This window comes from Escherichia sp. WS1368, assembly GCF_046487485.1.
Taxonomy (GTDB): domain Bacteria; phylum Pseudomonadota; class Gammaproteobacteria; order Enterobacterales; family Enterobacteriaceae; genus Escherichia; species Escherichia coli.
In genome coordinates, this window is sequence record NZ_JBJQJI010000027.1 from 1 (window position 1) to 22,246 (window position 22,246).

The 22,246-nt window shown below is 52.0% G+C and carries 26 protein-coding genes and 6 pseudogenes; 29 read left to right on the plus strand and 3 right to left on the minus strand.

Going from position 1 to position 22,246, the window contains the following annotated elements:
- From ACJHYD_RS23155 to ACJHYD_RS23180, 6 genes and pseudogenes are all read left to right on the plus strand, one after another.
- Positions 1–103, plus strand: a pseudogene (locus ACJHYD_RS23155) (single-stranded DNA-binding protein); the annotation flags it as partial.
- Between the two features lie 25 nt (positions 104–128).
- On the plus strand, positions 129–656 hold the full coding sequence (locus ACJHYD_RS23160; protein WP_000290834.1) for a single-stranded DNA-binding protein: 528 nt from the start codon (positions 129–131) through the stop codon (positions 654–656).
- 57 nt (positions 657–713) lie between these two features.
- Complete coding sequence (locus ACJHYD_RS23165; RefSeq protein ID WP_000006003.1) at positions 714–947, plus strand: DUF905 family protein; 234 nt, start codon at positions 714–716, stop codon at positions 945–947.
- Positions 948–1,007: 60 nt separating this feature from the next.
- Positions 1,008–3,031, plus strand: a pseudogene (locus ACJHYD_RS23170) (ParB/RepB/Spo0J family partition protein).
- Between the two features lie 68 nt (positions 3,032–3,099).
- On the plus strand, positions 3,100–3,534 hold the full coding sequence (psiB, locus tag ACJHYD_RS23175) for a conjugation system SOS inhibitor PsiB (protein WP_000845953.1): 435 nt from the start codon (positions 3,100–3,102) through the stop codon (positions 3,532–3,534).
- Positions 3,531–4,293 (plus strand): annotated as a pseudogene (locus tag ACJHYD_RS23180) (plasmid SOS inhibition protein A). Before psiB ends, ACJHYD_RS23180 begins: the two are co-directional and overlap by 4 nt.
- On the opposite strand, the gene ACJHYD_RS23185 reads toward ACJHYD_RS23180, so the two are convergent.
- Positions 4,271–4,450, minus strand: a complete 180-nt coding sequence (locus tag ACJHYD_RS23185; RefSeq protein ID WP_001309233.1) for a hypothetical protein — start codon at positions 4,448–4,450, stop codon at positions 4,271–4,273. The pseudogene ACJHYD_RS23180 and the gene ACJHYD_RS23185 sit on opposite strands and share 23 nt — an antisense overlap.
- A gap of 21 nt (positions 4,451–4,471) precedes the next feature.
- On the opposite strand from ACJHYD_RS23185, the pseudogene mok reads away from it, so the two are divergent.
- Together mok and ACJHYD_RS23195 are read left to right on the plus strand one after the other, a co-directional pair.
- Positions 4,472–4,621 (plus strand): annotated as a pseudogene (mok, locus tag ACJHYD_RS23190) (plasmid maintenance protein Mok); the annotation flags it as partial.
- Positions 4,563–4,688, plus strand: a complete 126-nt coding sequence (locus tag ACJHYD_RS23195; protein ID WP_001372321.1) for a type I toxin-antitoxin system Hok family toxin — start codon at positions 4,563–4,565, stop codon at positions 4,686–4,688. The pseudogene mok and the gene ACJHYD_RS23195, both read left to right, overlap by 59 nt.
- A gap of 237 nt (positions 4,689–4,925) precedes the next feature.
- Here the strand turns inward: ACJHYD_RS23195 and ACJHYD_RS23200 are convergent.
- Positions 4,926–5,303: pseudogene (locus tag ACJHYD_RS23200) on the minus strand (hypothetical protein).
- A gap of 70 nt (positions 5,304–5,373) precedes the next feature.
- On the opposite strand from ACJHYD_RS23200, the pseudogene ACJHYD_RS23205 reads away from it, so the two are divergent.
- The 3 genes and pseudogenes from ACJHYD_RS23205 (at position 5,374) to ACJHYD_RS23215 (ending at position 6,831) form a co-directional block, all read left to right on the plus strand.
- Positions 5,374–5,579: pseudogene (locus ACJHYD_RS23205) on the plus strand (single-stranded DNA-binding protein).
- 23 nt (positions 5,580–5,602) lie between these two features.
- Positions 5,603–5,899, plus strand: a complete 297-nt coding sequence (locus ACJHYD_RS23210; RefSeq protein ID WP_001272251.1) for a hypothetical protein — start codon at positions 5,603–5,605, stop codon at positions 5,897–5,899.
- Positions 5,900–6,009: 110 nt separating this feature from the next.
- Positions 6,010–6,831 carry a DUF932 domain-containing protein gene (locus ACJHYD_RS23215; RefSeq protein ID WP_001234445.1) on the plus strand — a complete coding sequence of 274 codons (822 nt, stop codon included), beginning with the start codon at positions 6,010–6,012 and terminating at the stop codon, positions 6,829–6,831.
- Positions 6,832–7,127: 296 nt separating this feature from the next.
- On the opposite strand, the gene ACJHYD_RS23220 is transcribed toward ACJHYD_RS23215, so the two are convergent.
- Positions 7,128–7,730, minus strand: a complete 603-nt coding sequence (locus tag ACJHYD_RS23220) for a transglycosylase SLT domain-containing protein (RefSeq protein ID WP_000243713.1) — start codon at positions 7,728–7,730, stop codon at positions 7,128–7,130.
- Between the two features lie 320 nt (positions 7,731–8,050).
- Here ACJHYD_RS23220 and traM point away from each other — a divergent pair, with 320 nt between their 5' ends.
- From traM to traN, 18 genes are all read left to right on the plus strand, one after another.
- On the plus strand, positions 8,051–8,434 hold the full coding sequence (traM, locus tag ACJHYD_RS23225) for a conjugal transfer relaxosome DNA-binding protein TraM (RefSeq protein WP_053320747.1): 384 nt from the start codon (positions 8,051–8,053) through the stop codon (positions 8,432–8,434).
- A gap of 186 nt (positions 8,435–8,620) precedes the next feature.
- Positions 8,621–9,310 (plus strand): conjugal transfer transcriptional regulator TraJ, encoded by a 690-nt coding sequence (gene traJ / locus ACJHYD_RS23230; protein WP_000283380.1) that lies wholly within the window; start codon positions 8,621–8,623, stop codon positions 9,308–9,310.
- A 98-nt stretch (positions 9,311–9,408) separates the two neighbouring features.
- Positions 9,409–9,804 (plus strand): conjugal transfer relaxosome DNA-bindin protein TraY, encoded by a 396-nt coding sequence (traY, locus tag ACJHYD_RS23235; protein ID WP_053320748.1) that lies wholly within the window; start codon positions 9,409–9,411, stop codon positions 9,802–9,804.
- A gap of 32 nt (positions 9,805–9,836) precedes the next feature.
- A complete protein-coding gene (traA, locus tag ACJHYD_RS23240) occupies positions 9,837–10,199 on the plus strand; it encodes a type IV conjugative transfer system pilin TraA (RefSeq protein WP_000994784.1) in 363 nt (120 codons plus the stop codon).
- 4 nt (positions 10,200–10,203) lie between these two features.
- Positions 10,204–10,515 carry a type IV conjugative transfer system protein TraL gene (gene traL, locus ACJHYD_RS23245; RefSeq protein ID WP_000012106.1) on the plus strand — a complete coding sequence of 104 codons (312 nt, stop codon included), beginning with the start codon at positions 10,204–10,206 and terminating at the stop codon, positions 10,513–10,515.
- Positions 10,516–10,536: 21 nt separating this feature from the next.
- On the plus strand, positions 10,537–11,103 hold the full coding sequence (gene traE, locus ACJHYD_RS23250; RefSeq protein WP_000399792.1) for a type IV conjugative transfer system protein TraE: 567 nt from the start codon (positions 10,537–10,539) through the stop codon (positions 11,101–11,103).
- Positions 11,090–11,818 carry a type-F conjugative transfer system secretin TraK gene (gene traK / locus ACJHYD_RS23255; RefSeq protein ID WP_001230787.1) on the plus strand — a complete coding sequence of 243 codons (729 nt, stop codon included), beginning with the start codon at positions 11,090–11,092 and terminating at the stop codon, positions 11,816–11,818. Before traE ends, traK begins: the two co-directional genes overlap by 14 nt.
- Positions 11,818–13,245: an F-type conjugal transfer pilus assembly protein TraB gene (gene traB, locus ACJHYD_RS23260; RefSeq protein WP_000146672.1), complete on the plus strand. Its 1,428-nt coding sequence runs from the start codon at positions 11,818–11,820 to the stop codon at positions 13,243–13,245. Before traK ends, traB begins: the two co-directional genes overlap by 1 nt.
- Positions 13,235–13,822: a conjugal transfer pilus-stabilizing protein TraP gene (gene traP, locus ACJHYD_RS23265; RefSeq protein ID WP_053320746.1), complete on the plus strand. Its 588-nt coding sequence runs from the start codon at positions 13,235–13,237 to the stop codon at positions 13,820–13,822. Before traB ends, traP begins: the two co-directional genes overlap by 11 nt.
- On the plus strand, positions 13,809–14,129 hold the full coding sequence (locus ACJHYD_RS23270) for a conjugal transfer protein TrbD (protein ID WP_001057285.1): 321 nt from the start codon (positions 13,809–13,811) through the stop codon (positions 14,127–14,129). The genes traP and ACJHYD_RS23270 overlap by 14 nt, the downstream gene beginning before the upstream one ends.
- On the plus strand, positions 14,126–14,641 hold the full coding sequence (gene traV, locus ACJHYD_RS23275) for a type IV conjugative transfer system lipoprotein TraV (RefSeq protein WP_000724019.1): 516 nt from the start codon (positions 14,126–14,128) through the stop codon (positions 14,639–14,641). The genes ACJHYD_RS23270 and traV overlap by 4 nt, the downstream gene beginning before the upstream one ends.
- 134 nt (positions 14,642–14,775) lie before the next feature.
- Positions 14,776–14,997, plus strand: coding sequence for a conjugal transfer protein TraR (gene traR, locus ACJHYD_RS23280; protein WP_001278692.1), 222 nt, complete (start codon positions 14,776–14,778; stop codon positions 14,995–14,997).
- A 159-nt stretch (positions 14,998–15,156) separates the two neighbouring features.
- A complete protein-coding gene (gene traC / locus ACJHYD_RS23285) occupies positions 15,157–17,784 on the plus strand; it encodes a type IV secretion system protein TraC (RefSeq protein WP_001064265.1) in 2,628 nt (875 codons plus the stop codon).
- The gene (gene trbI / locus ACJHYD_RS23290) at positions 17,781–18,167 is read left to right on the plus strand and encodes a type-F conjugative transfer system protein TrbI (protein WP_000099687.1); all 387 of its coding nucleotides are present in this window, start codon (positions 17,781–17,783) and stop codon (positions 18,165–18,167) included. Before traC ends, trbI begins: the two co-directional genes overlap by 4 nt.
- Complete coding sequence (gene traW / locus ACJHYD_RS23295) at positions 18,164–18,796, plus strand: type-F conjugative transfer system protein TraW (protein ID WP_001749440.1); 633 nt, start codon at positions 18,164–18,166, stop codon at positions 18,794–18,796. Before trbI ends, traW begins: the two co-directional genes overlap by 4 nt.
- A complete protein-coding gene (traU, locus tag ACJHYD_RS23300) occupies positions 18,793–19,785 on the plus strand; it encodes a conjugal transfer pilus assembly protein TraU (RefSeq protein WP_053320745.1) in 993 nt (330 codons plus the stop codon). Before traW ends, traU begins: the two co-directional genes overlap by 4 nt.
- A gap of 8 nt (positions 19,786–19,793) precedes the next feature.
- On the plus strand, positions 19,794–20,432 hold the full coding sequence (trbC, locus tag ACJHYD_RS23305; RefSeq protein WP_000777691.1) for a type-F conjugative transfer system pilin assembly protein TrbC: 639 nt from the start codon (positions 19,794–19,796) through the stop codon (positions 20,430–20,432).
- Complete coding sequence (traN, locus tag ACJHYD_RS23310) at positions 20,429–22,237, plus strand: type-F conjugative transfer system mating-pair stabilization protein TraN (protein ID WP_000821845.1); 1,809 nt, start codon at positions 20,429–20,431, stop codon at positions 22,235–22,237. The genes trbC and traN overlap by 4 nt, the downstream gene beginning before the upstream one ends.
- Positions 22,238–22,246 lie beyond the last annotated feature (9 nt).

Consider the following 22,246-nt stretch of genomic DNA (forward strand, 5'->3'; position numbering starts at 1 on the left):
GGTTCTCAAACAGGTGATGGTGAATACCGGAGGGAACAAAAGGCAGGTCCCCGCAAAACGTCAAAACCGCGGCTCCCGAAACTCAACAGATGATGGGGGCTGAAAACATCAACAGAAGGAGACACATCATGGCAGTTCGTGGCATTAACAAGGTCATTCTTGTCGGTCGTCTGGGAAAAGATCCGGAAGTCCGTTACATCCCCAACGGGGGCGCAGTGGCAAACCTGCAGGTGGCCACGTCAGAAACCTGGCGCGACAAACAGACGGGGGAAATGAAGGAGCAGACGGAATGGCACCGCGTGGTGCTGTTCGGCAAGCTCGCGGAAGTGGCAGGTGAATATCTGCGTAAGGGGGCGCAGGTCTACATTGAAGGCCAGCTTCGCACCCGTAGCTGGGAAGATAACGGTATTACCCGTTACGTCACCGAAATCCTTGTTAAAACCACGGGCACCATGCAGATGCTGGGGAGTGCACCACAGCAGAACGCTCAGGTGCAACCGCAGCCTCAGCAGAATGGTCAGTCACAGAGTGCTGACGCGACGAAAAAAGGGAGCGCGAAAACGAAAGGCCGTGGACGTAAGGCTGCGCAGCCGGAGCCTCAGCCGCAACCACCGGAGGGGGAGGATTACGGGTTTTCAGACGATATCCCGTTCTGACTGGCCTGACTGTGATAACCGCCCCGTCCTGCGCGGGGCATCACCGGAGATATGAGGATGAGCGAATATTTCAGAATACTTCAGGGACTGCCTGACGGTCCTTTTACCCGCAAACAGGCCGAAGCCGTTGCCGCACAGTACCGGAACGTCTTTATCGAGGATGACCACGGCGAACAGTTTCGCCTGGTTGTCCGTAATAACGGAACAATGGTCTGGCGTACCTGGAATTTTGAGGACGGTGCCGGGTACTGGATGAACCATGTCATCCGTGATTTCGGGATCCTTAAGTAAGAGAGGTGCCGGACGGGGATCACGTCCGGCAGACATTAACTACACAATAAGGGGATAGTCATGTCAGTAACAAAGTCTGAACCAAAATCTACCCGTAAAGCAAGCCGTAAACCTGCAAAAACGCAGGAAACTGTCCTGTCTGCCCTGCTGGCGCAGACGGAGGAAGTGAGCGTGCCGCTGGCCTCGCTGATTAAGTCACCACTGAATGTGCGCACGGTGCCGTATTCTGCGGAGTCCGTCAGCGAACTGGCTGATTCCATTAAGGGGGTCGGCCTGCTGCAGAATCTGGTTGTTCATGCCCTGCCAGGTGACCGCCACGGTGTCGCCGCAGGTGGTCGCCGACTGGCAGCACTCAACATGCTGGCAGAGCGTGGCATCATTCCGGCTGACTGGCCTGTCCGCGTGAAAATTATTTCGCAGGAACTGGCGACGGCCGCATCGATGACCGAGAACGGTCATCGTCGGGATATGCACCCAGCCGAACAGATTGCCGGATTCTGTGCAATGGCGCAGGAAGGCAAAACACCTGCACAAATCGGTGATTTGCTGGGCTATTCACCCCGCCACGTTCAGCGAATGCTGAAACTGGCTGACCTTGCGCCTGTCATCCTCGATGCGCTGGCAGAAGACCTCATCACCACCGAGCACTGTCAGGCGCTGGCGCTGGAGAACGACACCGCGCGTCAGGTGCAGGTGTTTGAAGCCGCCTGTCAGTCGGGATGGGGCGGTAAACCGGAAGTACAGACCATTCGTCGTCTGGTGACCGAAAGTGAAGTGGCGGTGGCAGGGAACAGTAAATTCCGCTTCGTGGGGGCTGATGCCTTCTCGCCAGATGAACTGCGCACTGACCTGTTCAGCGACGACGAGGGTGGCTATGTGGACTGCGTGGCGCTCGATGCCGCCCTGCTGGAAAAACTCCAGGCTGTTGCTGAACACCTTCGGGAAGCCGAAGGCTGGGGATGGTGCGCCGGACGCATGGAGCCTGTCGGTGAGTGCCGTGAGGATGCCGGAACATACCGCTGTCTGCCGGAGCCGGAAGCGGTGCTGACGGAGGCGGAAGAAGAACGTCTGAACGAACTGATGACGCGTTACGACGCGCTGGAAAACCAGTGTGAGGAATCTGACCTGCTGGAAGCAGAAATGAAGCTGATGCGCTGCATGGCGAAGGTCAGGGCGTGGACGCCGGAGATGCGTGCCGGAAGCGGTGTGGTGGTGTCCTGGCGTTATGGCAACGTGTGTGTCCAGCGTGGTGTGCAGTTGCGCAGCGAGGATGATGCGGCTGACGACGCTGACCGCACGGAACAGGTGCAGGAGAAAGCGCCCGTGGAGGAAATCAGTCTGCCACTGCTGACGAAAATGTCTTCCGAACGCACGCTGGCAGTCCAGGCAGCACTGATGCAGCAACCGGACAAATCTCTGGCACTGCTGGCATGGACGCTCTGCCCTGATGAATCCCCTAATGATTTTTACCAAAATCATTAGGGGATTCATCAGCGCTCTGCCTGAATGTGTTTGGCAGCGGAGCGTACAGTAAACCAGCACAAATCAGCCTGGAATGTAAACATTATTCGCTGACCAGCGATGCGCCATCGGGGAAGGACGGTGCCGCATTCCTGGCGCTGATGGCAGAAAAAGCCCGTCTTGCAGCCCTGTTACCGGAGGGATGGTCACGGGATATGACGACATTCCTGTCATTCAGCCAGGAGGTACTGTTATCCCTGCTCAGTTTCTGCACCGCGTGCAGCATCCACGGCGTTCAGACCCGCGAGCATGGTCACACGTCACGCAGTCCGCTGGACTCGCTGGAGAGCGCTATCGGATTCCACATGCGCGACTGGTGGCAGCCGACGAAAGCAAACTTCTTCGGACACCTGCAAAAGCCGCAGATTATCGATGCCCTGAATGATGCCGGACTGTCCGGTGCTGCGCGGGACGCGGAGAAAATGAAGAAAGGCGATGCCGCTGAACATGCAGAGTTCCACATGAAAGACAACCGCTGGGTGCCTGGCTGGATGTGTACACCACGTCCACAGGCAGAGACGGAAACCACGGAGTACCGTGACGACCAGGCAGAAGCCGCCTGACCGCCAGTCATAAACCATTTATCACGCCGCCCTGCCGGAGACGGGGCGGCAGCAAGGGAGATACCGTGATGAAAACTGAACTGACCCTGAATGTATTACAGACCATGAGCGCACAGGAATATGAAGATATCCGGGCTGCCGGAAGTGATGAACGTCGTGAACTCACACATGCCGTGATGCGGGAGCTGGATGCGCCGGATAACTGGACGATGAACGGCGAGTATGGCAGCGAGTTCGGCGGCTTTTTCCCCGTCCAGGTCCGTTTCACGCCTGCCCACGAACGTTTTCACCTGGCGTTATGTTCACCGGGCGATGTCTCTCAGGTCTGGGTGCTGGTTCTGGTGAATGCCGGTGGTGAGCCGTTTGCGGTGGTTCAGGTACAGCGGCGGTTTGCACCGGAAGCCGTCAGCCATTCACTGGCACTGGCGGCGTCACTGGACGCGCAGGGGTACAGCGTCAGTGACATCATCCATATCCTGATGGCGGAAGGAGGTCAGGCATGAGCGCACGTTCACAGGCACTGGTTCCCCTCAGCGCAGAGCAACAGGCCGCATGGCGGGCGGTGGCGGAGACAGAAAAACGCCGCCACCAGGGAAACACGCTGGCGGAATATCCGTATGCGGGGGCGTTTTTCCGCTGTCTGAACGGAAGCCGCAGGATATCGCTGTCTGACCTGCGATTTTTCATGCCGTCCCTGACCGCAGAAGAACTGCGCGGCAACCGTTCTCAGTGGCTGTATGCCGTCGATGTGCTGATTGAAACTCAGGGCGAGGTCTGCCTTCTTCCCCTTCCCGGCGATGCAGCAGAGCGGCTGTTCCCGTCGGTGCGGTTCCGTGTCAGGGAGCGCAGTCGCCACAAATCCGCACTGGTCATGCAAAAGTACAGCCGCCAGCAGGCGAGGGAGGCAGAGCAGAAAGCCCGTGCGTACCAGGCGCTGGTCGCTCAGGCTGAAATCGAACTGGCATTCCATTCGCCGGAAACAGTCGGAAGCTGGCATGCACGCTGGAGTGACCGGGTGGCAGAGCATGACCTGGAAACCCTGTTCTGGCAGTGGGGTGAGCGTTTTCCGTCACTGGCCGGAATGGAACGCTGGCAGTGGCAGGATATGCCGTTCTGGCAGGTTATTGCGGAAGCCAGTCTTGCAGCAAGAGAGGCCGGTCACGCTGTCCGTGAGATGGAGCGGTGGATGGTGCCGAACAAACTCCGGGAGGCGGCGTGATGCGGCAACAATCACACAGATTACCCGTAAACAGCCTGAATGAGCGGGTTATTTTCAGGAAAAGTGAGTGTGGTCAGCGTGCAGGTATATGGGCTATGATGTGCCCGGCGCTTGAGGCTTTCTGCCTCATGACGTGAAGGTGGTTTGTTACCGTGTTGTGTGGCAGAAAGAAGATAGCCCCGTAGTAAGTTAATTTTCATTAACCACCACGAGGCATCCCTATGTCTAGTCCACATCAGGATAGCCTCTTACCGCGCTTTGCGCAAGGAGAAGAAGGCCATGAAACTACCACGAAGTTCCCTTGTCTGGTGTGTGTTGATCGTGTGTCTCACACTGTTGATATTCACTTATCTGACACGAAAATCGCTGTGCGAGATTCGTTACAGAGACGGACACAGGGAGGTGGCGGCTTTCATGGCTTACGAATCCGGTAAGTAGCAACCTGGAGGCGGGCGCAGGCCCGCCTTTTCAGGGCTGATGCTGGTCTGACTGCACTGAAGCGCCTTTATAAAGGGGCTGCTGGTTCGCCGGTGGCCCCTTTCTCCTTGCTGGCATTGTACGGGCATGAACAACCAGACTGCCAGGAAGGCCGTTTCCCTCCGGGAACGGGGATGAACGTGCGCCTGCGGCGCCCGTTCTTTTCCCCCGCCTTCTCTGTTTATGACTTACCAGAAATCACATCACCTTCCCTTTGATTATTCTCTTTTTCCTCCTGCTCTGACTCTGATTACTGCTCTGACTCTGATTACTGCTGCCCTGATTATTGTCTGTTTTGTTGTTCTCCTGCTTATGCCTTTTCCGGGCGTCCCCCTGGCGGGGCGGGCTGTCGTGAACGGAGCCAGCGAAGCTGTCTCCGCCCTGGCGGGCTTCCATCCCTGACGCAAAAACCCGGGTTTGCAGCGACCGGAACGGTCGCGCCACCCTTGTCGCGCCGTGGCCTGCGCTCCCGGCATCCCGGCAAAAGACGCCGGGATGTAAGGAGCAACGCCGTTTCGCAAACCGCGCTTCACGTCGTTGCGGCGGGTCCCTGCCCGTTGTTCTGTCCGGTGCCATTCACCTGTTTAAGCCCCTGTCGCCGGGGGCATAGACAGCCACAACCTGCCGCACTGACTGTCCAGGGTAAATGAACAGCCCACAAAATTTTTTACCCAAAACCCGGTAAAAAATTTTGCGTTCTGCCCAGGACAGGTGCGTCAGGCCGTGGCAGTGATGCCCCTTGCGGCGAAGGTTCTCAAACAGGTGATGGTGAATACCGGAGGGAACAAAAGGCAGGTCCCCGCAAAACGTCAAAACCGCGGCTCCCGAAACTCAACAGATGATGGGGGCTGAAAACATCAGATACAGGAGGAATTATGAGCGCATTTTCTTTTAACACCACTTATCAGCCAACAGGCGATCAGCAGAAAGACGCAATCGCACAAATCGGGATCATGCAGAATCGTGCTGTTCAGGCAAATCTTGCATATCAGAGCTGCCGGGATTCTGGTGCACTCTTTAAGGTGCTCCACCAGGTCAATAATGAGCTGCATGACTTACTGGATAGCCTGGAGAATCATACTCCTCTTGTCAGAAAAAACGCTGATGAGTTGATCGCGCTGTTACTGCTTTTCACTCGGCAGGTTGGTCAGTCCCGAACTGACCTGATTTGATGGTCCTTCCCCTCGGAATTGTTGTCTTTTTGTTAACGATAACCGAGGGGGGATGATATTAAGCGAAAAAACTTTTATTAATTTTATGCCTTCATAAAGGAGTTACTGTTATGCGATTAGCTTCCCGTTTTGGTCGATATAATTCTATTCGCCGTGAGCGCCCGTTAACGGATGACGAATTAATGCAGTTTGTTCCATCTGTCTTTTCTGGTGATAAACATGAATCCCGGAGTGAGCGTTATACATATATCCCAACCATCAATATCATCAATAAGTTACGTGATGAAGGTTTCCAGCCATTCTTTGCCTGTCAGAGTCGGGTTCGTGATTTGGGACGCCGCGAATACAGTAAACATATGTTACGTCTTCGCAGGGAAGGGCATATTAACGGGAAAGAAGTTCCTGAAATTATCCTGCTTAATTCACATGATGGTTCATCCAGTTATCAGATGATCCCAGGAATTTTTCGTTTTGTCTGCACAAATGGCCTGGTGTGTGGGAATAATTTTGGCGAAATCCGCGTTCCACATAAAGGTGATATTGTCGGGCAGGTTATTGAGGGAGCGTATGAAGTGCTCGGTGTCTTTGATAAAGTCACTGAAAATATGGAGACAATGAAAGAGATACATCTTAACAGTGACGAACAACATTTATTTGGCAGAGCTGCATTGATGGCCAGGTACGAAGATGAAAATAAAACGCCAGTGACGCCAGAACAAATAATTACTCCCCGCCGTTGGGAGGATAAACAGAACGATCTCTGGACAACCTGGCAGCGGGTTCAGGAGAATATGATAAAAGGTGGATTATCGGGGCGAAGTGCCTCCGGTAAAAATACCAGAACAAGAGCCATTACAGGCATTGACGGTGATATCCGAATCAACAAAGCATTATGGATGATTGCCGAACAGTTCAGGGAGTGGAAGTCATGATAATATAAGTAAAGCCCCGAAAAATTTTTCGGGGCTTTACTTATATTATCATCCTGCGGCATTGCTGTGTCGTCTGATATGCCTCAATTTCATCAACTGGCTTTTCGGTAGTCTGTAAATATTGTGCCCGCGAAAAATGGTCTGGCAGGAGGCTGCGCAGTTACCGGATATATATAAGATGGGATCCCGCTTTGCGGGGCTTCGGCCAGTCAGCATTATCACTCATATGATATTTTTGTGTGTGGCCTTCCATGCCGCTGTCGCGGCATAACCGGTATTTGACAATGTATACAATATTAATTTTTCTGCACACTGTTAATTTGGGAAAGTGATTTCTTCGTGGTCGGAACCCGGATGCCTTTACTGCTCTTTATCCAGGTATAAATCCGGTAAACCTCTGATGCGTAGGCAAGACGTCTCTGGTTCTGGCGTTCGGTCTTCCTGAATCCGGCATTGTATGCACCAACGGCCTCCCAGGAGACGCCCCATTTTTTAAAGGCTATTGCCAGATAATAAGCACCGGTATAAATGTTCATACAGGGATCTGTTGTCAGATGTTCCGGCTTAATTCCATAGCGGGCCAGTTCGTTAAAATGCTGGGAATCTACCTGCATCAGTCCGCTGCCATATCCCGTTACCGGATTAATACCGATGGCATTAACCCGGTAACGGGATTCTTTCCATGATATCGCTCTCAGTAAATCCGGGTCTATTTTGTAATCCCGACCTGCAAGATCAAAGCAATCGGCGGCTTCGCAGATCCCATTTATAAACATCAGGCAGATTGCTAACATCCATTTTTTCATTTTTCCACCTCTGGTGACTTTATCCGTAAATAATTTAACCCACTCCACAAAAAGGCTCAACAGGTTGGTGGTTCTCACCACCAAAAGCACCACACCCCACGCAAAAACAAGTTTTTGCTGATTTTTCTTTATAAATAGAGTGTTATGAAAAATTAGTTTCTCTTACTCTCTTTATGATATTTAAAAAAGCGGTGTCGGCGCGGCTACAACAACGCGCCGACACCGTTTTGTAGGGGTGGTACTGACTATTTTTATAAAAAACATTATTTTATATTAGGGGTGCTGCTAGCGGCGCGGTGTGTTTTTTTATAGGATACCGCTAGGGGCGCTGCTAGCGGTGCGTCCCTGTTTGCATTATGAATTTTAGTGTTTCGAAATTAACTTTATTTTATGTTCAAAAAAGGTAATCTCTAATGGCTAAGGTGAACCTGTATATCAGCAATGATGCCTATGAAAAAATAAATGCGATTATTGAGAAGCGTCGACAGGAAGGGGCAAGGGAAAAAGATGTCAGTTTTTCAGCAACAGCTTCAATGCTTCTTGAACTGGGGCTTCGTGTACATGAGGCTCAGATGGAGCGTAAAGAGTCTGCATTTAATCAGACTGAGTTTAATAAATTGCTTCTTGAATGCGTTGTAAAAACACAATCATCAGTAGCGAAAATTTTGGGTATTGAGTCTCTCAGTCCTCATGTCTCCGGAAATCCAAAGTTTGAATATGTCAATATGGTTGAAGATATCAGGGAGAAGGTATCATCTGAGATGGAACGATTTTTTCCAAAAAATGATGATGAATAAAAGAAATTTGACTTCGTTCAAATATCAGAGTTTTTATGATTTAAAAAGGTGACAGTACGAAAGATAATTAGTATATTAATTACGTGGTTAATGCCACGTTAAAATTTGAATTTGAAAATCGCCGATGCAGGGAGTTCTCTCCTCCCTGCATCGACTGCCCATAGAATCCTTTGTGAGGAGGTTCCTATGTATCCGATGGATCGTATTCAACAAAAACATGCTCGTCAAATAGATCTGCTGGAAAATCTGACGGCAGTTATTCAGGATTATCCAAATCCAGCCTGTATCAGGGACGAAACTGGAAAATTTATTTTTTGCAATACGCTGTTTCATGAGTCATTTCTTACACAAGATCAAAGTGCTGAAAAATGGCTTCTGTCGCAGAGAGATTTTTGTGAATTGATCTCTGTCACAGAGATGGAAGCATACAGGAATGAGCATACGCATCTTAATCTTGTAGAGGATGTTTTTATTCAGAACAGATTCTGGACAATATCTATTCAGTCATTTCTTAATGGACACAGAAATATCATTCTGTGGCAATTTTATGATGCTGCTCATGTTCGTCATAAAGACAGTTATAATCAAAAAACGATTGTCAGTGATGATATCAGAAATATAATCAGAAGAATGAGTGATGATTCTTCTGTATCATCATATGTAAATGATGTCTTTTACTTATATAGCACCGGAATCAGTCATAATGCTATAGCAAGAATATTAAACATATCCATCTCCACATCAAAGAAACACGCGTCTCTGATATGCGACTACTTCTCTGTTTCTAATAAAGATGAGTTAATCATCTTACTCTACAATAAAAAGTTTATTCATTATTTGTACGAGAAGGCTATGTGTATCATAAATACGCGTTAATAAAGTGTTAATAAAATATAGACTTTCCGTCTATTTACCTTTTCTGATTATTCTGCAAACATAGGTAGTAACCAGAAGATAAACAGCGGGAGGTGTTATTGAAAAGATTTGGTACACGTTCTGCAACAGGTAAGATGGTAAAGCTAAAATTACCTGTAGATGTGGAAAGTCTATTAATTGAGGCAAGTAACAGAAGCGGAAGAAGTCGATCGTTTGAGGCAGTAATAAGACTTAAAGATCATCTTCACCGCTATCCAAAGTTTAACAGGGTAGGGAATATCTATGGTAAGTCGCTGGTTAAGTATCTGACAATGCGTCTGGATGATGAAACTAACCAGCTACTTATTGCAGCCAAAAATCGTAGTGGATGGTGTAAAACAGATGAGGCTGCAGACAGAGTTATTGATCATTTGATCAAGTTTCCTGATTTTTATAACTCGGAGATATTCAGGGAGGCAGATAAAGAGGAAGATATAACATTTAATACACTCTAGTTTTATTCATTTATCCGAAATTGAGGTAACTTATGAATGCTGTTTTAAGTGTTCAGGGTGCTTCTGCACCCGTCAAAAAGAAGTCGTTTTTTTCTAAATTCACTCGTCTGAATATGCTTCGCCTGGTACGCGCTGTGCTCCCGGCTGCTGTTCTGATGATGTTCTTCCCGCAACTGGCGATGGCTTCCGGTAGTCAGGACCTGATGGCAAGTGGTAACTCCACGGTTAAGGCGACCTTCGGTAAGGACTCCAGTGTTGTTAAATGGGTTGTTCTGGCTGAAGTTCTGGTCGGTGCTGTCATGTACATGATGACCAAAAACGTCAAGTTCCTGGCCGGTTTTGCCATCATCTCTGTATTTATTGCTGTGGGTATGGCCGTCGTTGGCCTGAAATAAAACGATGTCGGGAGACGAGAATAAACTTAAGAAATATCGTTTCCCGGAAACACTGACCAACCAGAGCCGCTGGTTTGGACTGCCACTGGATGAACTGATCCCCGCAGCAATCTGTATTGGCTGGGGTATCACAACATCGAAATATCTGTTCGGTATTGGTGCAGCGGTTCTGGTTTATTTCGGGATTAAAAAACTGAAAAAAGGGCGGGGCAGTTCCTGGTTACGTGACCTGATTTACTGGTATATGCCAACAGCCCTGTTGCGCGGTATTTTTCATAATGTTCCCGATTCGTGTTTCCGGCAGTGGATTAAATAGAACTGATACCAGGATTGTTATATGGAACACGGTGCCCGTTTAAGTACCAGTCGTGTAATGGCCATCGCCTTTATATTTATGTCAGTGCTTATTGTTCTCAGCCTCTCTGTTAACGTCATTCAGGGAGTGAATAACTACCGTCTTCAGAATGAGCAACGCACTGCCGTGACGCCAATGGCATTTAATGCCCCCTTTGCCGTGTCACAGAACAGTGCCGACGCCTCTTATTTACAGCAGATGGCGCTGTCATTTATTGCCCTCCGTCTGAATGTTTCATCAGAAACCGTCGATGCCTCACATCAGGCGCTTCTGCAATATATCCGCCCGGGCGCACAGAACCAGATGAAAGTTATTCTGGCTGAAGAAGCGAAGCGTATTAAAAACGATAACGTGAACTCAGCCTTTTTCCAGACCAGTGTTCGTGTCTGGCCTCAGTATGGCCGTGTGGAAATTCGTGGTGTGCTTAAAACCTGGATTGGTGATTCAAAACCTTTCACTGATATCAAACATTACATCCTTATTCTGAAGCGGGAAAACGGGGTGACCTGGCTGGATAATTTCGGGGAAACAGACGATGAGAAAAAATAATACGGCAATAATATTCGGCAGCCTGTTTTTTTCCTGCAGCGTGATGGCCGCAAACGGTACGCTGGCCCCCACCGTGGTACCAATGGTGAACGGTGGTCAGGCCAGTATTGCCATTAGCAATACCAGCCCGAATCTGTTTACCGTTCCCGGTGACCGGATTATCGCCGTGAACAGTCTGGATGGTGCCCTGACCAATAATGAGCAGACCGCCTCCGGCGGTGTGGTGGTTGCCACCGTCAACAAAAAGCCCTTTACGTTCATTCTGGAAACAGAACGAGGTCTGAATCTTTCCATTCAGGCCGTTCCCCGTGAAGGCGCGGGGCGTACCATTCAGCTGGTCAGTGACCTGCGCGGAACCGGAGAAGAAGCCGGTGCGTGGGAAACGTCCACGCCTTACGAATCCCTGCTTGTGACCATCAGCCAGGCCGTCCGTGGCGGAAAATTACCCGCAGGCTGGTATCAGGTCCCGGTGACAAAGGAAACCCTGCAGGCCCCGGCGGGGCTGTCTTCAGTGGCAGATGCCGTATGGACGGGGAATCACCTGAAGATGGTCCGCTTTGCCGTGGAAAATAAAACGCTGTCTGCCCTGAATATCCGGGAAAGTGACTTCTGGCAGCCGGGAACCCGTGCCGTGATGTTCAGCCAGCCTGCCAGCCAGTTACTGGCAGGTGCGCGCATGGATGTGTATGTCATCCGTGACGGGGAGGGCAACTGATGGCCAGTATCAATACCATTGTGAAACGCAAGCAGTACCTGTGGCTGGGGATTGTGGTTGTCGGTACAGCCTCCGCGATTGGTGGGGCACTGTATCTGTCTGATGTGGACATGTCCGGTAACGGTGAAACCGTGGCTGAACAGGAGCCTGTGCCGGATATGACCGGTGTGGTGGATACGACCTTTGATGACAAGGTGCGTCAGCATGCCACCACAGAGATGCAGGTGACGGCAGCGCAGATGCAGAAGCAGTATGAGGAAATCCGTCGTGAACTGGATGTCCTGAACAAACAGCGCGGTGATGACCAGCGTCGTATTGAAAAGCTGGGAGAGGATAATGCTGCCCTGGCAGAGCAGGTGAAAGCCCTGGGTGCAAATCCCGTCACCGCGACCGGTGAGCCTGTACCGCAGACGCCAGCCTCACCGCCCGGGCCGGAAGGCGAACCACAGCCAGGAAACACCCCCGTATCCTTCCCGCCGCAGGGCAGCGTTGCTGTTCCACCGCCGACGGCGTTTTATCCCGGGAATGGTGTCACGCCACCACCACAGGTGACCTACCAGTCTGTGCCGGTGCCTAACCGGATACAGCGTAAGGTGTTTACCCGTAATGAGGGAAAACAGGGACCATCACTGCCGTACATTCCGTCAGGAAGTTTTGCGAAAGCCATGCTGATTGAAGGGGCGGATGCCAATGCCTCTGTCACCGGTAATGAATCCACGGTGCCGATGCAGCTGCGTATCACCGGCCTGGTGGAAATGCCGAACAGCAAGACGTATGACGCAACGGGATGTTTTGTGGGTCTGGAAGCCTGGGGTGATGTGTCCAGTGAGCGTGCCATTGTACGCACCCGCAATATCAGTTGCCTGAAGGACGGCAAAACTATTGATATGCCGATTAAGGGGCATGTCAGCTTCCGGGGTAAAAACGGTATCAAGGGCGAAGTGGTGATGCGTAACGGCAAAATCCTCGGCTGGGCATGGGGCGCGGGATTTGTTGACGGTATCGGTCAGGGAATGGAGCGCGCCTCCCAGCCGGCTGTCGGGCTGGGTGCCACAGCCGCTTACGGGGCTGGTGATGTCCTGAAAATGGGTATCGGTGGCGGCGCATCGAAAGCCGCACAGACGCTCAGTGACTACTACATCAAACGTGCCGAACAGTATCACCCGGTGATACCGATTGGTGCGGGCAACGAAGTGACCGTGGTGTTCCAGGACGGCTTCCAGCTGAAAACCGTGGAAGAGATGGCGCTGGAATACACGCAGAGCAGAGCGGAAGAAGACAATCCGGAAAGTCCGGTTCCTGTTCCGCCATCGGCTGAAAGTCATCTTAACGGCTTTAATACTGACCAGATGCTGAAGCAGCTGGGCAACCTGAATCCGCAGCAGTTTATGTCCGGCAGCCAGGGAGGGGGCAACGATGGCAAATAATATGTCACTCCGTCAGATATGCCATGCCACCCGGTATGTTGTTGCCCAGGGCCTGTGTTGGTTGTTCTGGTGTCTGAAATACGCCGTCATTCTGCCGCTGGCCACAATGGCTCTGCTGGCGTTACTGGTTTTATGGAAGGACAACACCACACCGGGGAAATTGCTGGTTCAGGAGATCGAGTTTGTAAGGGGCAGAACGCCAGCCGGGCTGTATCCGGTCCGATACTGCTCGAACAGTTTTGGTTCCGATTTAGCGATGCCTCCGTCTGTAACGTGCGGTTTTCGCCGGGGGGATGCTGCAGAATATGCCAGGGAGATTGACCAGTCTCTGATGCAACTGTTCACCGCATTATGGGCAACGCTGGCACTGATGTATGTCTCGCTGGCGGTGATCTCCGGAAAATATCCGATGCGACCCGGAAAAATGAAATGTGTCCGGGTGGCAACTGCAGATGAACATCTGAAGGAAGTTCTTACGGAAGATGCTTCCCTGCCGGAAAAAACCAGGAAATGCCATGTTTATTTCCCTGATGACCGAACAAACAGAAGCAACGGAGATAAAAATGAACATGCGTAATATTAATATTATTACTGCACGCTCTGTACCGTATAAAAGCGTATCAGATAATTTTATGAATGCTGTTCTCAGTAACTGCACCACAAGAATCGTACTTCCTGCACTGAAGGAATTCGGTTCTGAATCATTGCCGCACAATTTTAATATGGCAGCTGTCGGTGTGATGAAGAAGGGTATGTCGATGAGCTTATTTTCTTCTCCGGGAAATACAGTAGTCTTCGGACAACCCTGTGCAGGGAAAACAAATCTGACAGCAGAGTTAATTTCTGCTGTTGTGGGGAATAATAAAAAAGGAGAAGGGCAATGAAAAAGATTTCTTTATTTATTCCTCTGCTGGGGACGTTATTACTTTCTGGCTGTGCCGGAACTAATACGGAATTTGAGTGTAACGCCACCACATCAGATACCTGTATGACGATGGAGCAGGCCAATGAGAAGGCCAAAAAGCTGGAGCAGTCCTCAGAAGCAAAGCCGGTTGCGGCATCACTGCCGCGCCTGGCTGAAGGGAACTTCCGGACAATGCCGGTGCAGACCGTCACCGCGACCACTCCGTCCGGCAGCAGACCTGCGGTGACAGCACATCCGGAGCAGAAACTGCTGGCACCACGCCCGCTGTTTACCGCTGCCCGGGAAGTGAAAACGATTGTTCCGGTCAGTTCAGTTGCGCCGGTAACACCTCCTCGTCCGCTAAGAACGGGTGAGCAGACGGCTGCATTATGGATAGCGCCTTATATTGATAATCAGGATGTTTATCATCAGCCATCCAGCGTGTTTTTTGTTATTAAACCGTCTGCGTGGGGAAAACCACGTATTAATTAACTGGCCCTGAAGTTGTATATCAGCCGGCAATGCCGGCGGGCTTTCTGTATTCAAAATCTGCCTGTAAAACGAGTGCCCTGTGCGTGAAAAGGGATGGGCGGTAGCGTGTCAGAACATGTCGGGAGGAATATTCCGTGAGTGATGAAGCCGATGAAGCATATTCAGTGACAGAACAACTGACCATGACAGGAATAAACCGGATACGCCAGAAAATAAATGCTCATGGTATTCCTGTTTATCTCTGTGAAGCATGCGGAAATCCTGTTCCGGAAGCCCGGCGGAAAATATTTCCCGGTGTGACGTTGTGCGTTGAATGTCAGGCGTATCAGGAAAGACAGAGAAAACATTATGCATAAGTCAGTCGCAGAACATAGTGATTTAATTCCGGATGAACATGAGTGGATATTCAGGAAACAGAAATCTTTGTATATGCGCCGGGAAATGGCGCGTTAATTACAGATATTCCCTTCATGGCTACCGCATTTCTCGCTTTATTTTTCAACTAAGGAATTCATGTGAATAATCCACTTGAGGCCGTCACTCAGGCGGTTAACTCCCTCGTCACAGCACTGAAACTGCCTGACGAATCCGCAAAGGCCAATGAAGTTCTGGGCGAAATGAGCTTCCCGCAGTTCAGTCGTCTGCTGCCGTACCGTGATTACAACCAGGAATCCGGTCTGTTCATGAATGACACCACGATGGGCTTTATGCTGGAAGCCATTCCCATCAATGGGGCGAATGAGTCCATTGTGGAGGCCCTCGATCACATGCTGCGCACCAAACTGCCGCGCGGGGTGCCGTTCTGCATCCATCTGATGTCCAGTCAGCTGGTTGGTGACAGGATTGAATACGGGCTGCGTGAGTTCTCCTGGTCGGGTGAACAGGCTGAACGGTTTAACGCCATTACCCGTGCCTATTATATGAACGCGGCAGCGACACAGTTTCCGCTGCCGGAGGGGATGAATCTGCCCCTGACCCTGCGCCATTACCGGGTATTCTTCTCGTACTGTTCTCCCTCGAAGAAAAAAAGCCGGGCTGATATTCTGGAAATGGAAAACCTGGTGAAAATCATCCGGGCGTCGTTACAGGGGGCCAGTATCACCACACAGGCGGTGGATGCACAGGCCTTTATCGATATTGTCGGGGAGATGATTAACCATAACCCGGACTCCCTGTATCCGAAAAGACGTCAGCTGGACCCGTATTCTGATCTGAATTATCAGTGTGTGGAGGACAGTTTTGACCTGAAAGTCCGGGCGGATTACCTGACGCTGGGCCTGCGTGAGAAGGGCAGGAACAGCACGGCCCGCATCCTGAATTTCCATCTGGCCCGTAACCCGGAAATCGCCTTCCTGTGGAACATGGCCGACAACTACAGCAACCTGCTGAACCCGGAACTGTCCATCTCCTGTCCGTTCATCCTGACGCTGACTCTGGTGGTGGAAGACCAGGTGAAAACCCACAGCGAAGCCAACCTGAAGTACATGGACCTGGAGAAAAAGTCGAAGACCTCCTATGCCAAATGGTTTCCGTCCGTGGAGAAAGAGGCGAAGGAGTGGGGGGAACTGCGTCAGCGGCTGGGCTCCGGTCAGTCCTCTGTCGTGTCCTACTTCCTCAACATCACAGCATTCTGCAAGGACAATAATGAAACGGCGCTGGAAGTGGAGCAGGACATCCTGAACAGCTTCCGTAAAAACGGTTTTGAGCTGATTTCACCGCGCTTTAACCACATGCGCAATTTCCTGACCTGCCTTCCCTTTATGGCCGGGAAAGGGCTGTTTAAACAGCTGAAAGAGGCCGGTGTGGTTCAGCGCGCAGAGAGCTTTAATGTGGCCAACCTGATGCCGTTAGTGGCGGATAACCCCCTGACACCGGCAGGTCTGCTGGCACCCACCTACCGTAACCAGCTGGCGTTTATCGATATTTTCTTCCGGGGGATGAATAACACCAACTACAACATGGCGGTCTGTGGCACCTCCGGGGCCGGTAAAACCGGGCTGATACAGCCACTTATCCGCAGCGTGCTGGACTCCGGGGGCTTTGCCGTGGTGTTTGACATGGGGGATGGATATAAGTCCCTGTGTGAGAACATGGGCGGGGTGTATCTGGACGGTGAAACCCTGCGTTTTAACCCGTTTGCGAACATCACCGATATTGACCAGTCAGCGGAGCGTGTCCGTGACCAGTTGTCGGTGATGGCCAGCCCCAACGGTAACCTGGATGAAGTGCATGAAGGTCTGCTGCTGCAGGCGGTCAGGGCCTCCTGGCTGGCTAAAAAGAACAGGGCGCGCATCGATGATGTGGTGGATTTCCTGAAAAACGCCCGTGATAACGACCAGTATGTCGAGTCACCGACCATCCGCAGCCGTCTGGATGAAATGATTGTCCTGCTGGATCAATATACCGCCGGCGGCACTTACGGCCGGTATTTTAACTCTGATGAGCCGTCCCTGCGGGATGATGCGAAAATGGTGGTGCTGGAGCTGGGCGGACTGGAAGACCGTCCGTCACTGCTGGTTGCGGTGATGTTCAGCCTCATTATTTACATCGAGAACAGGATGTACCGCACGCCGCGTAACCTCAAAAAACTGAACGTCATTGATGAGGGATGGCGTCTGCTGGACTTCAAAAATCACAAGGTCGGTGAGTTTATTGAGAAAGGTTACCGTACCGCCCGCCGTCATACCGGTGCCTATATCACCATCACACAGAACATCGTCGACTTTGACTCTGACAAGGCCTCCAGTGCTGCCCGCGCGGCATGGGGTAACTCCTCCTACAAAATTATCCTCAAACAGAGTGCGAAGGAGTTCGCGAAATACAACCAGCTGTATCCGGACCAGTTCCTGCCACTGCAGCGTGACATGATTGGTAAGTTCGGTGCGGCCAAAGATCAGTGGTTCAGTTCCTTCCTGCTGCAGGTGGAAAACCATTCCTCCTGGCACCGTCTGTTTGTGGACCCGTTAAGCCGCGCCATGTACAGCTCTGACGGCCCGGATTTTGAGTTTGTGCAGCAGAAGCGTAAAGAGGGGCTGAGTATTCATGAGGCGGTATGGCAGCTGGCGTGGAAGAAGTCAGGGCCGGAGATGGCTTCGCTGGAAGCCTGGCTGGAAGAACATGAGAAATACAGGAGTGTGGCATGAGTTCAACGCAGAAACCCGCCGACGTCACGGCAGAACGACGCATCCACTGGTGGTGGATGGTGCCGGGATGCCTGGCAATGGTGTTACTGAACGCAGCCGTCAGTTACGGCATTGTCAGACTGAACGCACCGGTGACTGTCGCCTTCAACATGAAACAGACCGTGGATGCGTTTTTTGACAGCGCCAGTCAGAAACAACTGTCAGAAGCACAGTCAAAAGCCCTTTCAGCGCGTTTTAACACGGCACTGGAAGCCAGCCTGCAGGCGTGGCAGCAGAAACACCACGCGGTCATTCTGGTGTCGCCTGCTGTGGTACAGGGGGCACCGGATATCACCCGGGAAATCCAGCAGGATATTGCCCGGCGAATGAGGGCGGAACCATGAGATGCCGGGGGCTGATTGCCCTGCTGATATGGGGGCAGAGTGTGGCCGCCGCCGATCTTGGTACCTGGGGCGATCTGTGGCCGGTAAAGGAGCCGGACATGCTGACGGTGATCATGCAGCGCCTGACGGCACTGGAGCAGTCCGGTGAGATGGGCCGGAAAATGGATGCCTTTAAGGAGCGGGTGATCCGCAACAGTCTGCGGCCCCCTGCCGTGCCCGGTATCGGACGCACGGAGAAATACGGCAGCCGGTTGTTTGACCCGTCCGTCAGACTGGCTGCGGATATCCGGGATAACGAAGGGCGGGTGTTTGCCCGTCAGGGTGAAGTGATGAATCCGCTGCAGTATGTTCCTTTTAACCAGACGCTGTATTTCATCAATGGCGATGATCCGGCGCAGGTGGCCTGGATGAAACGCCAGACGCCGCCCACACTGGAGAGCAAAATTATCCTCGTGCAGGGCAGTATCCCGGAGATGCAGAAAGCGCTGGACAGCCGTATTTACTTTGACCAGAACGGTGTGCTCTGCCAGCGCCTCGGCATTGATCAGGTCCCGGCACGGGTGAGCGCCGTTCCCGGCGATCGCTTCCTGAAGGTGGAATTTATTCCGGCAGAGGAGGGCAGAAAATGAAGCGAAGCCTGTGGCTGCTGATGTTCTTCCTTCTCGCCGGTCATGTCCCTGCGGCGTCTGCGGATTCTGCCTGTGAGGGGCGTTTTGTAAACCCGATCACGGATATCTGCTGGAGCTGTATTTTCCCGCTCTCGCTGGGCAGTATCAAAGTCAGTCAGGGTAAGGTCCCCGACACGGCGAACCCGTCGATGCCCATTCAGATTTGTCCGGCACCGCCGCCGCTGTTCAGGCGTATCGGGCTGGCCATTGGTTACTGGGAGCCGATGGCGCTGACGGACGTCACCCGGTCACCGGGATGCATGGTTAACCTGGGCTTCAGCCTGCCGGCTTTTGGTAAAACGGCACAGGGAACGGCGAAAAAGGATGAGAAGCAGGTGAACGGGGCGTTCTATCACGTTCACTGGTACAAATACCCGCTGACGTACTGGCTGAACATCATCACATCGCTGGGCTGTCTGGAAGGTGGTGACCTGGATATCGCTTATCTTTCTGAAATTGACCCCACCTGGACGGACAGCAGCCTGACCACCATTCTCAATCCGGAAGCTGTCATCTTTGCCAATCCGATAGCACAGGGGGCCTGTGCAGCAGATGCCATTGCCAGCGCCTTTAATATGCCTCTCGATGTTCTGTTCTGGTGTGCCGGTTCGCAGGGCAGTATGTACCCGTTCAATGGCTGGGTGAGTAATGAGTCCAGTCCGTTGCAGTCCTCCCTGCTGGTCAGTGAACGCATGGCGTTCAAGCTGCACCGTCAGGGCATGATTATGGAAACCATCGGGAAAAATAACGCCGTCTGTAATGAATATCCGTCCCCAATCCTGCCCAAAGAACGCTGGCGTTACCAGATGGTGAATATGTACCCGGACAGCAGACAGTGCCACCCGTTCGGGCGCAGTGTGACCCGCTGGGAAGCCGGGAAAAATCCGCCCAATACAAAGAAAAACTTCGGCTACCTGATGTGGCGTAAACGTAACTGTGTCTTCCTGTGAGGTGAATGATGAAGCTGAGTATGAAATCTCTGGCAGCACTGCTGATGATGCTGAACGGGGCGGTTATGGCGTCAGAAAACGTGAACACTCCTGAAAACCGCCAGTTCCTGAAGCAGCAGGAAAATTTAAGCAGACAACTGCGTGAAAAACCTGACCATCAGCTGAAAGCCTGGGCGGAGAAGCAGGTGCTGGAAAACCCCCTTCAGCGTTCAGATAACCATTTCCTGGATGAGCTGGTTCGTAAACAGCAGGCTTCGCAGGACGGGAAACCCCGGCAGGGTGCTCTGTATTTTGTGTCGTTTTCCATTCCCGAAGAGGGGCTGAAACGAATGCTGGGCGAAACCCGGCACTACGGTATACCCGCCACACTGCGGGGCATGGTGAACAATGACCTGAAGACCACCGCTGAAGCCGTGCTGTCCCTGGTGAAAGACGGCGCGACTGATGGTGTTCAGATCGACCCGACGCTGTTTTCACAGTACGGCATTCGCAGTGTACCGGCACTGGTGGTGTTCTGCAGTCATGGATACGACATCATCCGGGGAAACCTGCGGGTCGGCCAGGCGCTGGAGAAAGTGGCCGCCACGGGTGACTGCCGGCAGGTGGCTCATGATTTACTGGCAGGGAAAGGAGATTCCGGGAAATGAAACGTATTTTACCTCTGATACTGGCTCTGGTTGCCGGCATGGCACAGGCTGACAGCAACAGTGATTACCGGGCCGGCTCTGATTTTGCTCACCAGATCAAAGGACAGGGAAGCAGCAGTATTCAGGGCTTTAAGCCACAGGAGAGTATCCCCGGCTATAACGCGAATCCGGACGAGACAAAATACTATGGTGGCGTGACTGCCGGCGGGGATGGCGGCCTGAAAAATGACGGCACCACGGAATGGGCGACCGGTGAAACCGGAAAAACCATCACAGAGTCATTCATGAACAAGCCGAAAGACATTCTTTCACCGGATGCACCGTTTATCCAGACCGGCAGGGATGTGGTGAACCGGGCTGACAGCATTGTGGGAAACACCGGGCAGCAGTGCAGTGCGCAGGAGATTAGCCGGAGTGAATACACGAATTACACCTGTGAGCGGGATTTACAGGTGGAGCAGTACTGCACACGAACTGCCCGTATGGAGCTGCAGGGGAGTACCACATGGGAAACCCGGACGCTGGAGTATGAAATGAGTCAGCTACCTGCACGTGAAGTGAATGGTCAGTATGTTGTCTCCATTACCTCTCCCGTTACCGGTGAAATTGTCGATGCGCATTACAGCTGGAGTCGTACTTACCTGCAGAAGAGTGTACCTATGACAATTACAGTACTGGGAACCCCACTGAGCTGGAATGCCAAATACTCAGCAGATGCCTCATTTACACCAGTACAGAAAACACTGACTGCCGGTGTTGCTTTTACGTCATCTCACCCCGTCCGGGTCGGGAATACAAAATTCAGACGTCATACGGCAATGAAGCTGCGTCTGGTTGTCAGGGTAAAAAAAGCCTCGTACACCCCGTATGTTGTCTGGTCTGAAAGCTGCCCGTTCAGCAAGGAGCTGGGGAAACTGACAAAAACAGAATGTACGGAGGCTGGCGGGAACAGGACGCTGGTGAAAGATGGTCAGTCATACAGCATGTACCAGAGCTGCTGGGCATACCGGGACACGTATGTCACGCAGTCAGCAGACAAGGGAACCTGTCAGACCTACACCGACAATCCTGCCTGTACCCTGGTGTCACACCAGTGCGCCTTTTACTCCGAAGAAGGTGCCTGTCTGCATGAATATGCCACCTACTCCTGCGAGTCAAAAACATCAGGGAAAGTGATGGTCTGTGGGGGAGACGTCTTCTGTCTCGATGGCGAATGCGATAAGGCTCAGAGCGGGCAGAGTAATGATTTTGCCGAAGCCGTTTCTCAGCTGGCGGCACTGGCCGCAGCAGGTAAGGATGTTGCGGCGCTGAACGGGGTGGATGTCCGTGCTTTCACCGGTCAGGCGAAATTTTGTAAGAAGGCTGCAGCCGGATACAGCAACTGCTGTAAGGACAGCGGCTGGGGACAGGATATCGGGCTGGCCAGATGCAGCAGTGATGAAAAGGCCCTGGCTAAAGCAAAATCAAACAAACTGACCGTCAGTGTCGGAGAGTTCTGTTCGAAGAAAGTGCTGGGTGTCTGTCTGGAGAAAAAACGCAGTTACTGTCAGTTTGATTCGAAGCTGGCGCAGATAGTCCAGCAGCAGGGGCGCAACGGACAGCTGCGTATCAGTTTTGGCAGTGCGAAGCATCCTGACTGTCGGGGGATTACGGTTGATGAGCTGCAGAAAATTCAGTTCGACAGACTGGATTTCACTAACTTCTACGAAGACCTGATGAATAACCAGAAAATCCCGGACAGTGGCGTTCTGACGCAGAAAGTGAAAGAGCAGATTGCTGACCAGCTGAAACAGGCAGGACAGTAAGGTAGGGAA

Coding starts and splice junctions, on each gene's coding strand:
- ACJHYD_RS23165 (WP_000006003.1), top strand. CDS start 714: ATGAGCGAATATTTCAGAATACTTCAGGGACTGCCTGACGGTCCTTTT.
- traL (WP_000012106.1), top strand. CDS start 10,204: ATGTCGGGAGACGAGAATAAACTTAAGAAATATCGTTTCCCGGAAACA.
- traE (WP_000399792.1), top strand. CDS start 10,537: ATGGAACACGGTGCCCGTTTAAGTACCAGTCGTGTAATGGCCATCGCC.
- ACJHYD_RS23160 (WP_000290834.1), top strand. CDS start 129: ATGGCAGTTCGTGGCATTAACAAGGTCATTCTTGTCGGTCGTCTGGGA.
- traN (WP_000821845.1), top strand. CDS start 20,429: ATGAAACGTATTTTACCTCTGATACTGGCTCTGGTTGCCGGCATGGCA.
- traP (WP_053320746.1), top strand. CDS start 13,235: ATGGCAAATAATATGTCACTCCGTCAGATATGCCATGCCACCCGGTAT.
- ACJHYD_RS23215 (WP_001234445.1), top strand. CDS start 6,010: ATGCGATTAGCTTCCCGTTTTGGTCGATATAATTCTATTCGCCGTGAG.
- traV (WP_000724019.1), top strand. CDS start 14,126: ATGAAAAAGATTTCTTTATTTATTCCTCTGCTGGGGACGTTATTACTT.
- psiB (WP_000845953.1), top strand. CDS start 3,100: ATGAAAACTGAACTGACCCTGAATGTATTACAGACCATGAGCGCACAG.
- traJ (WP_000283380.1), top strand. CDS start 8,621: ATGTATCCGATGGATCGTATTCAACAAAAACATGCTCGTCAAATAGAT.
- traU (WP_053320745.1), top strand. CDS start 18,793: ATGAAGCGAAGCCTGTGGCTGCTGATGTTCTTCCTTCTCGCCGGTCAT.
- traB (WP_000146672.1), top strand. CDS start 11,818: ATGGCCAGTATCAATACCATTGTGAAACGCAAGCAGTACCTGTGGCTG.
- traA (WP_000994784.1), top strand. CDS start 9,837: ATGAATGCTGTTTTAAGTGTTCAGGGTGCTTCTGCACCCGTCAAAAAG.
- trbC (WP_000777691.1), top strand. CDS start 19,794: ATGAAGCTGAGTATGAAATCTCTGGCAGCACTGCTGATGATGCTGAAC.
- ACJHYD_RS23185 (WP_001309233.1), bottom strand. CDS start 4,450: ATGAAAATTAACTTACTACGGGGCTATCTTCTTTCTGCCACACAACAC.
- traK (WP_001230787.1), top strand. CDS start 11,090: ATGAGAAAAAATAATACGGCAATAATATTCGGCAGCCTGTTTTTTTCC.
- trbI (WP_000099687.1), top strand. CDS start 17,781: ATGAGTTCAACGCAGAAACCCGCCGACGTCACGGCAGAACGACGCATC.
- traM (WP_053320747.1), top strand. CDS start 8,051: ATGGCTAAGGTGAACCTGTATATCAGCAATGATGCCTATGAAAAAATA.
- ACJHYD_RS23270 (WP_001057285.1), top strand. CDS start 13,809: ATGAACATGCGTAATATTAATATTATTACTGCACGCTCTGTACCGTAT.
- ACJHYD_RS23210 (WP_001272251.1), top strand. CDS start 5,603: ATGAGCGCATTTTCTTTTAACACCACTTATCAGCCAACAGGCGATCAG.
- traW (WP_001749440.1), top strand. CDS start 18,164: ATGAGATGCCGGGGGCTGATTGCCCTGCTGATATGGGGGCAGAGTGTG.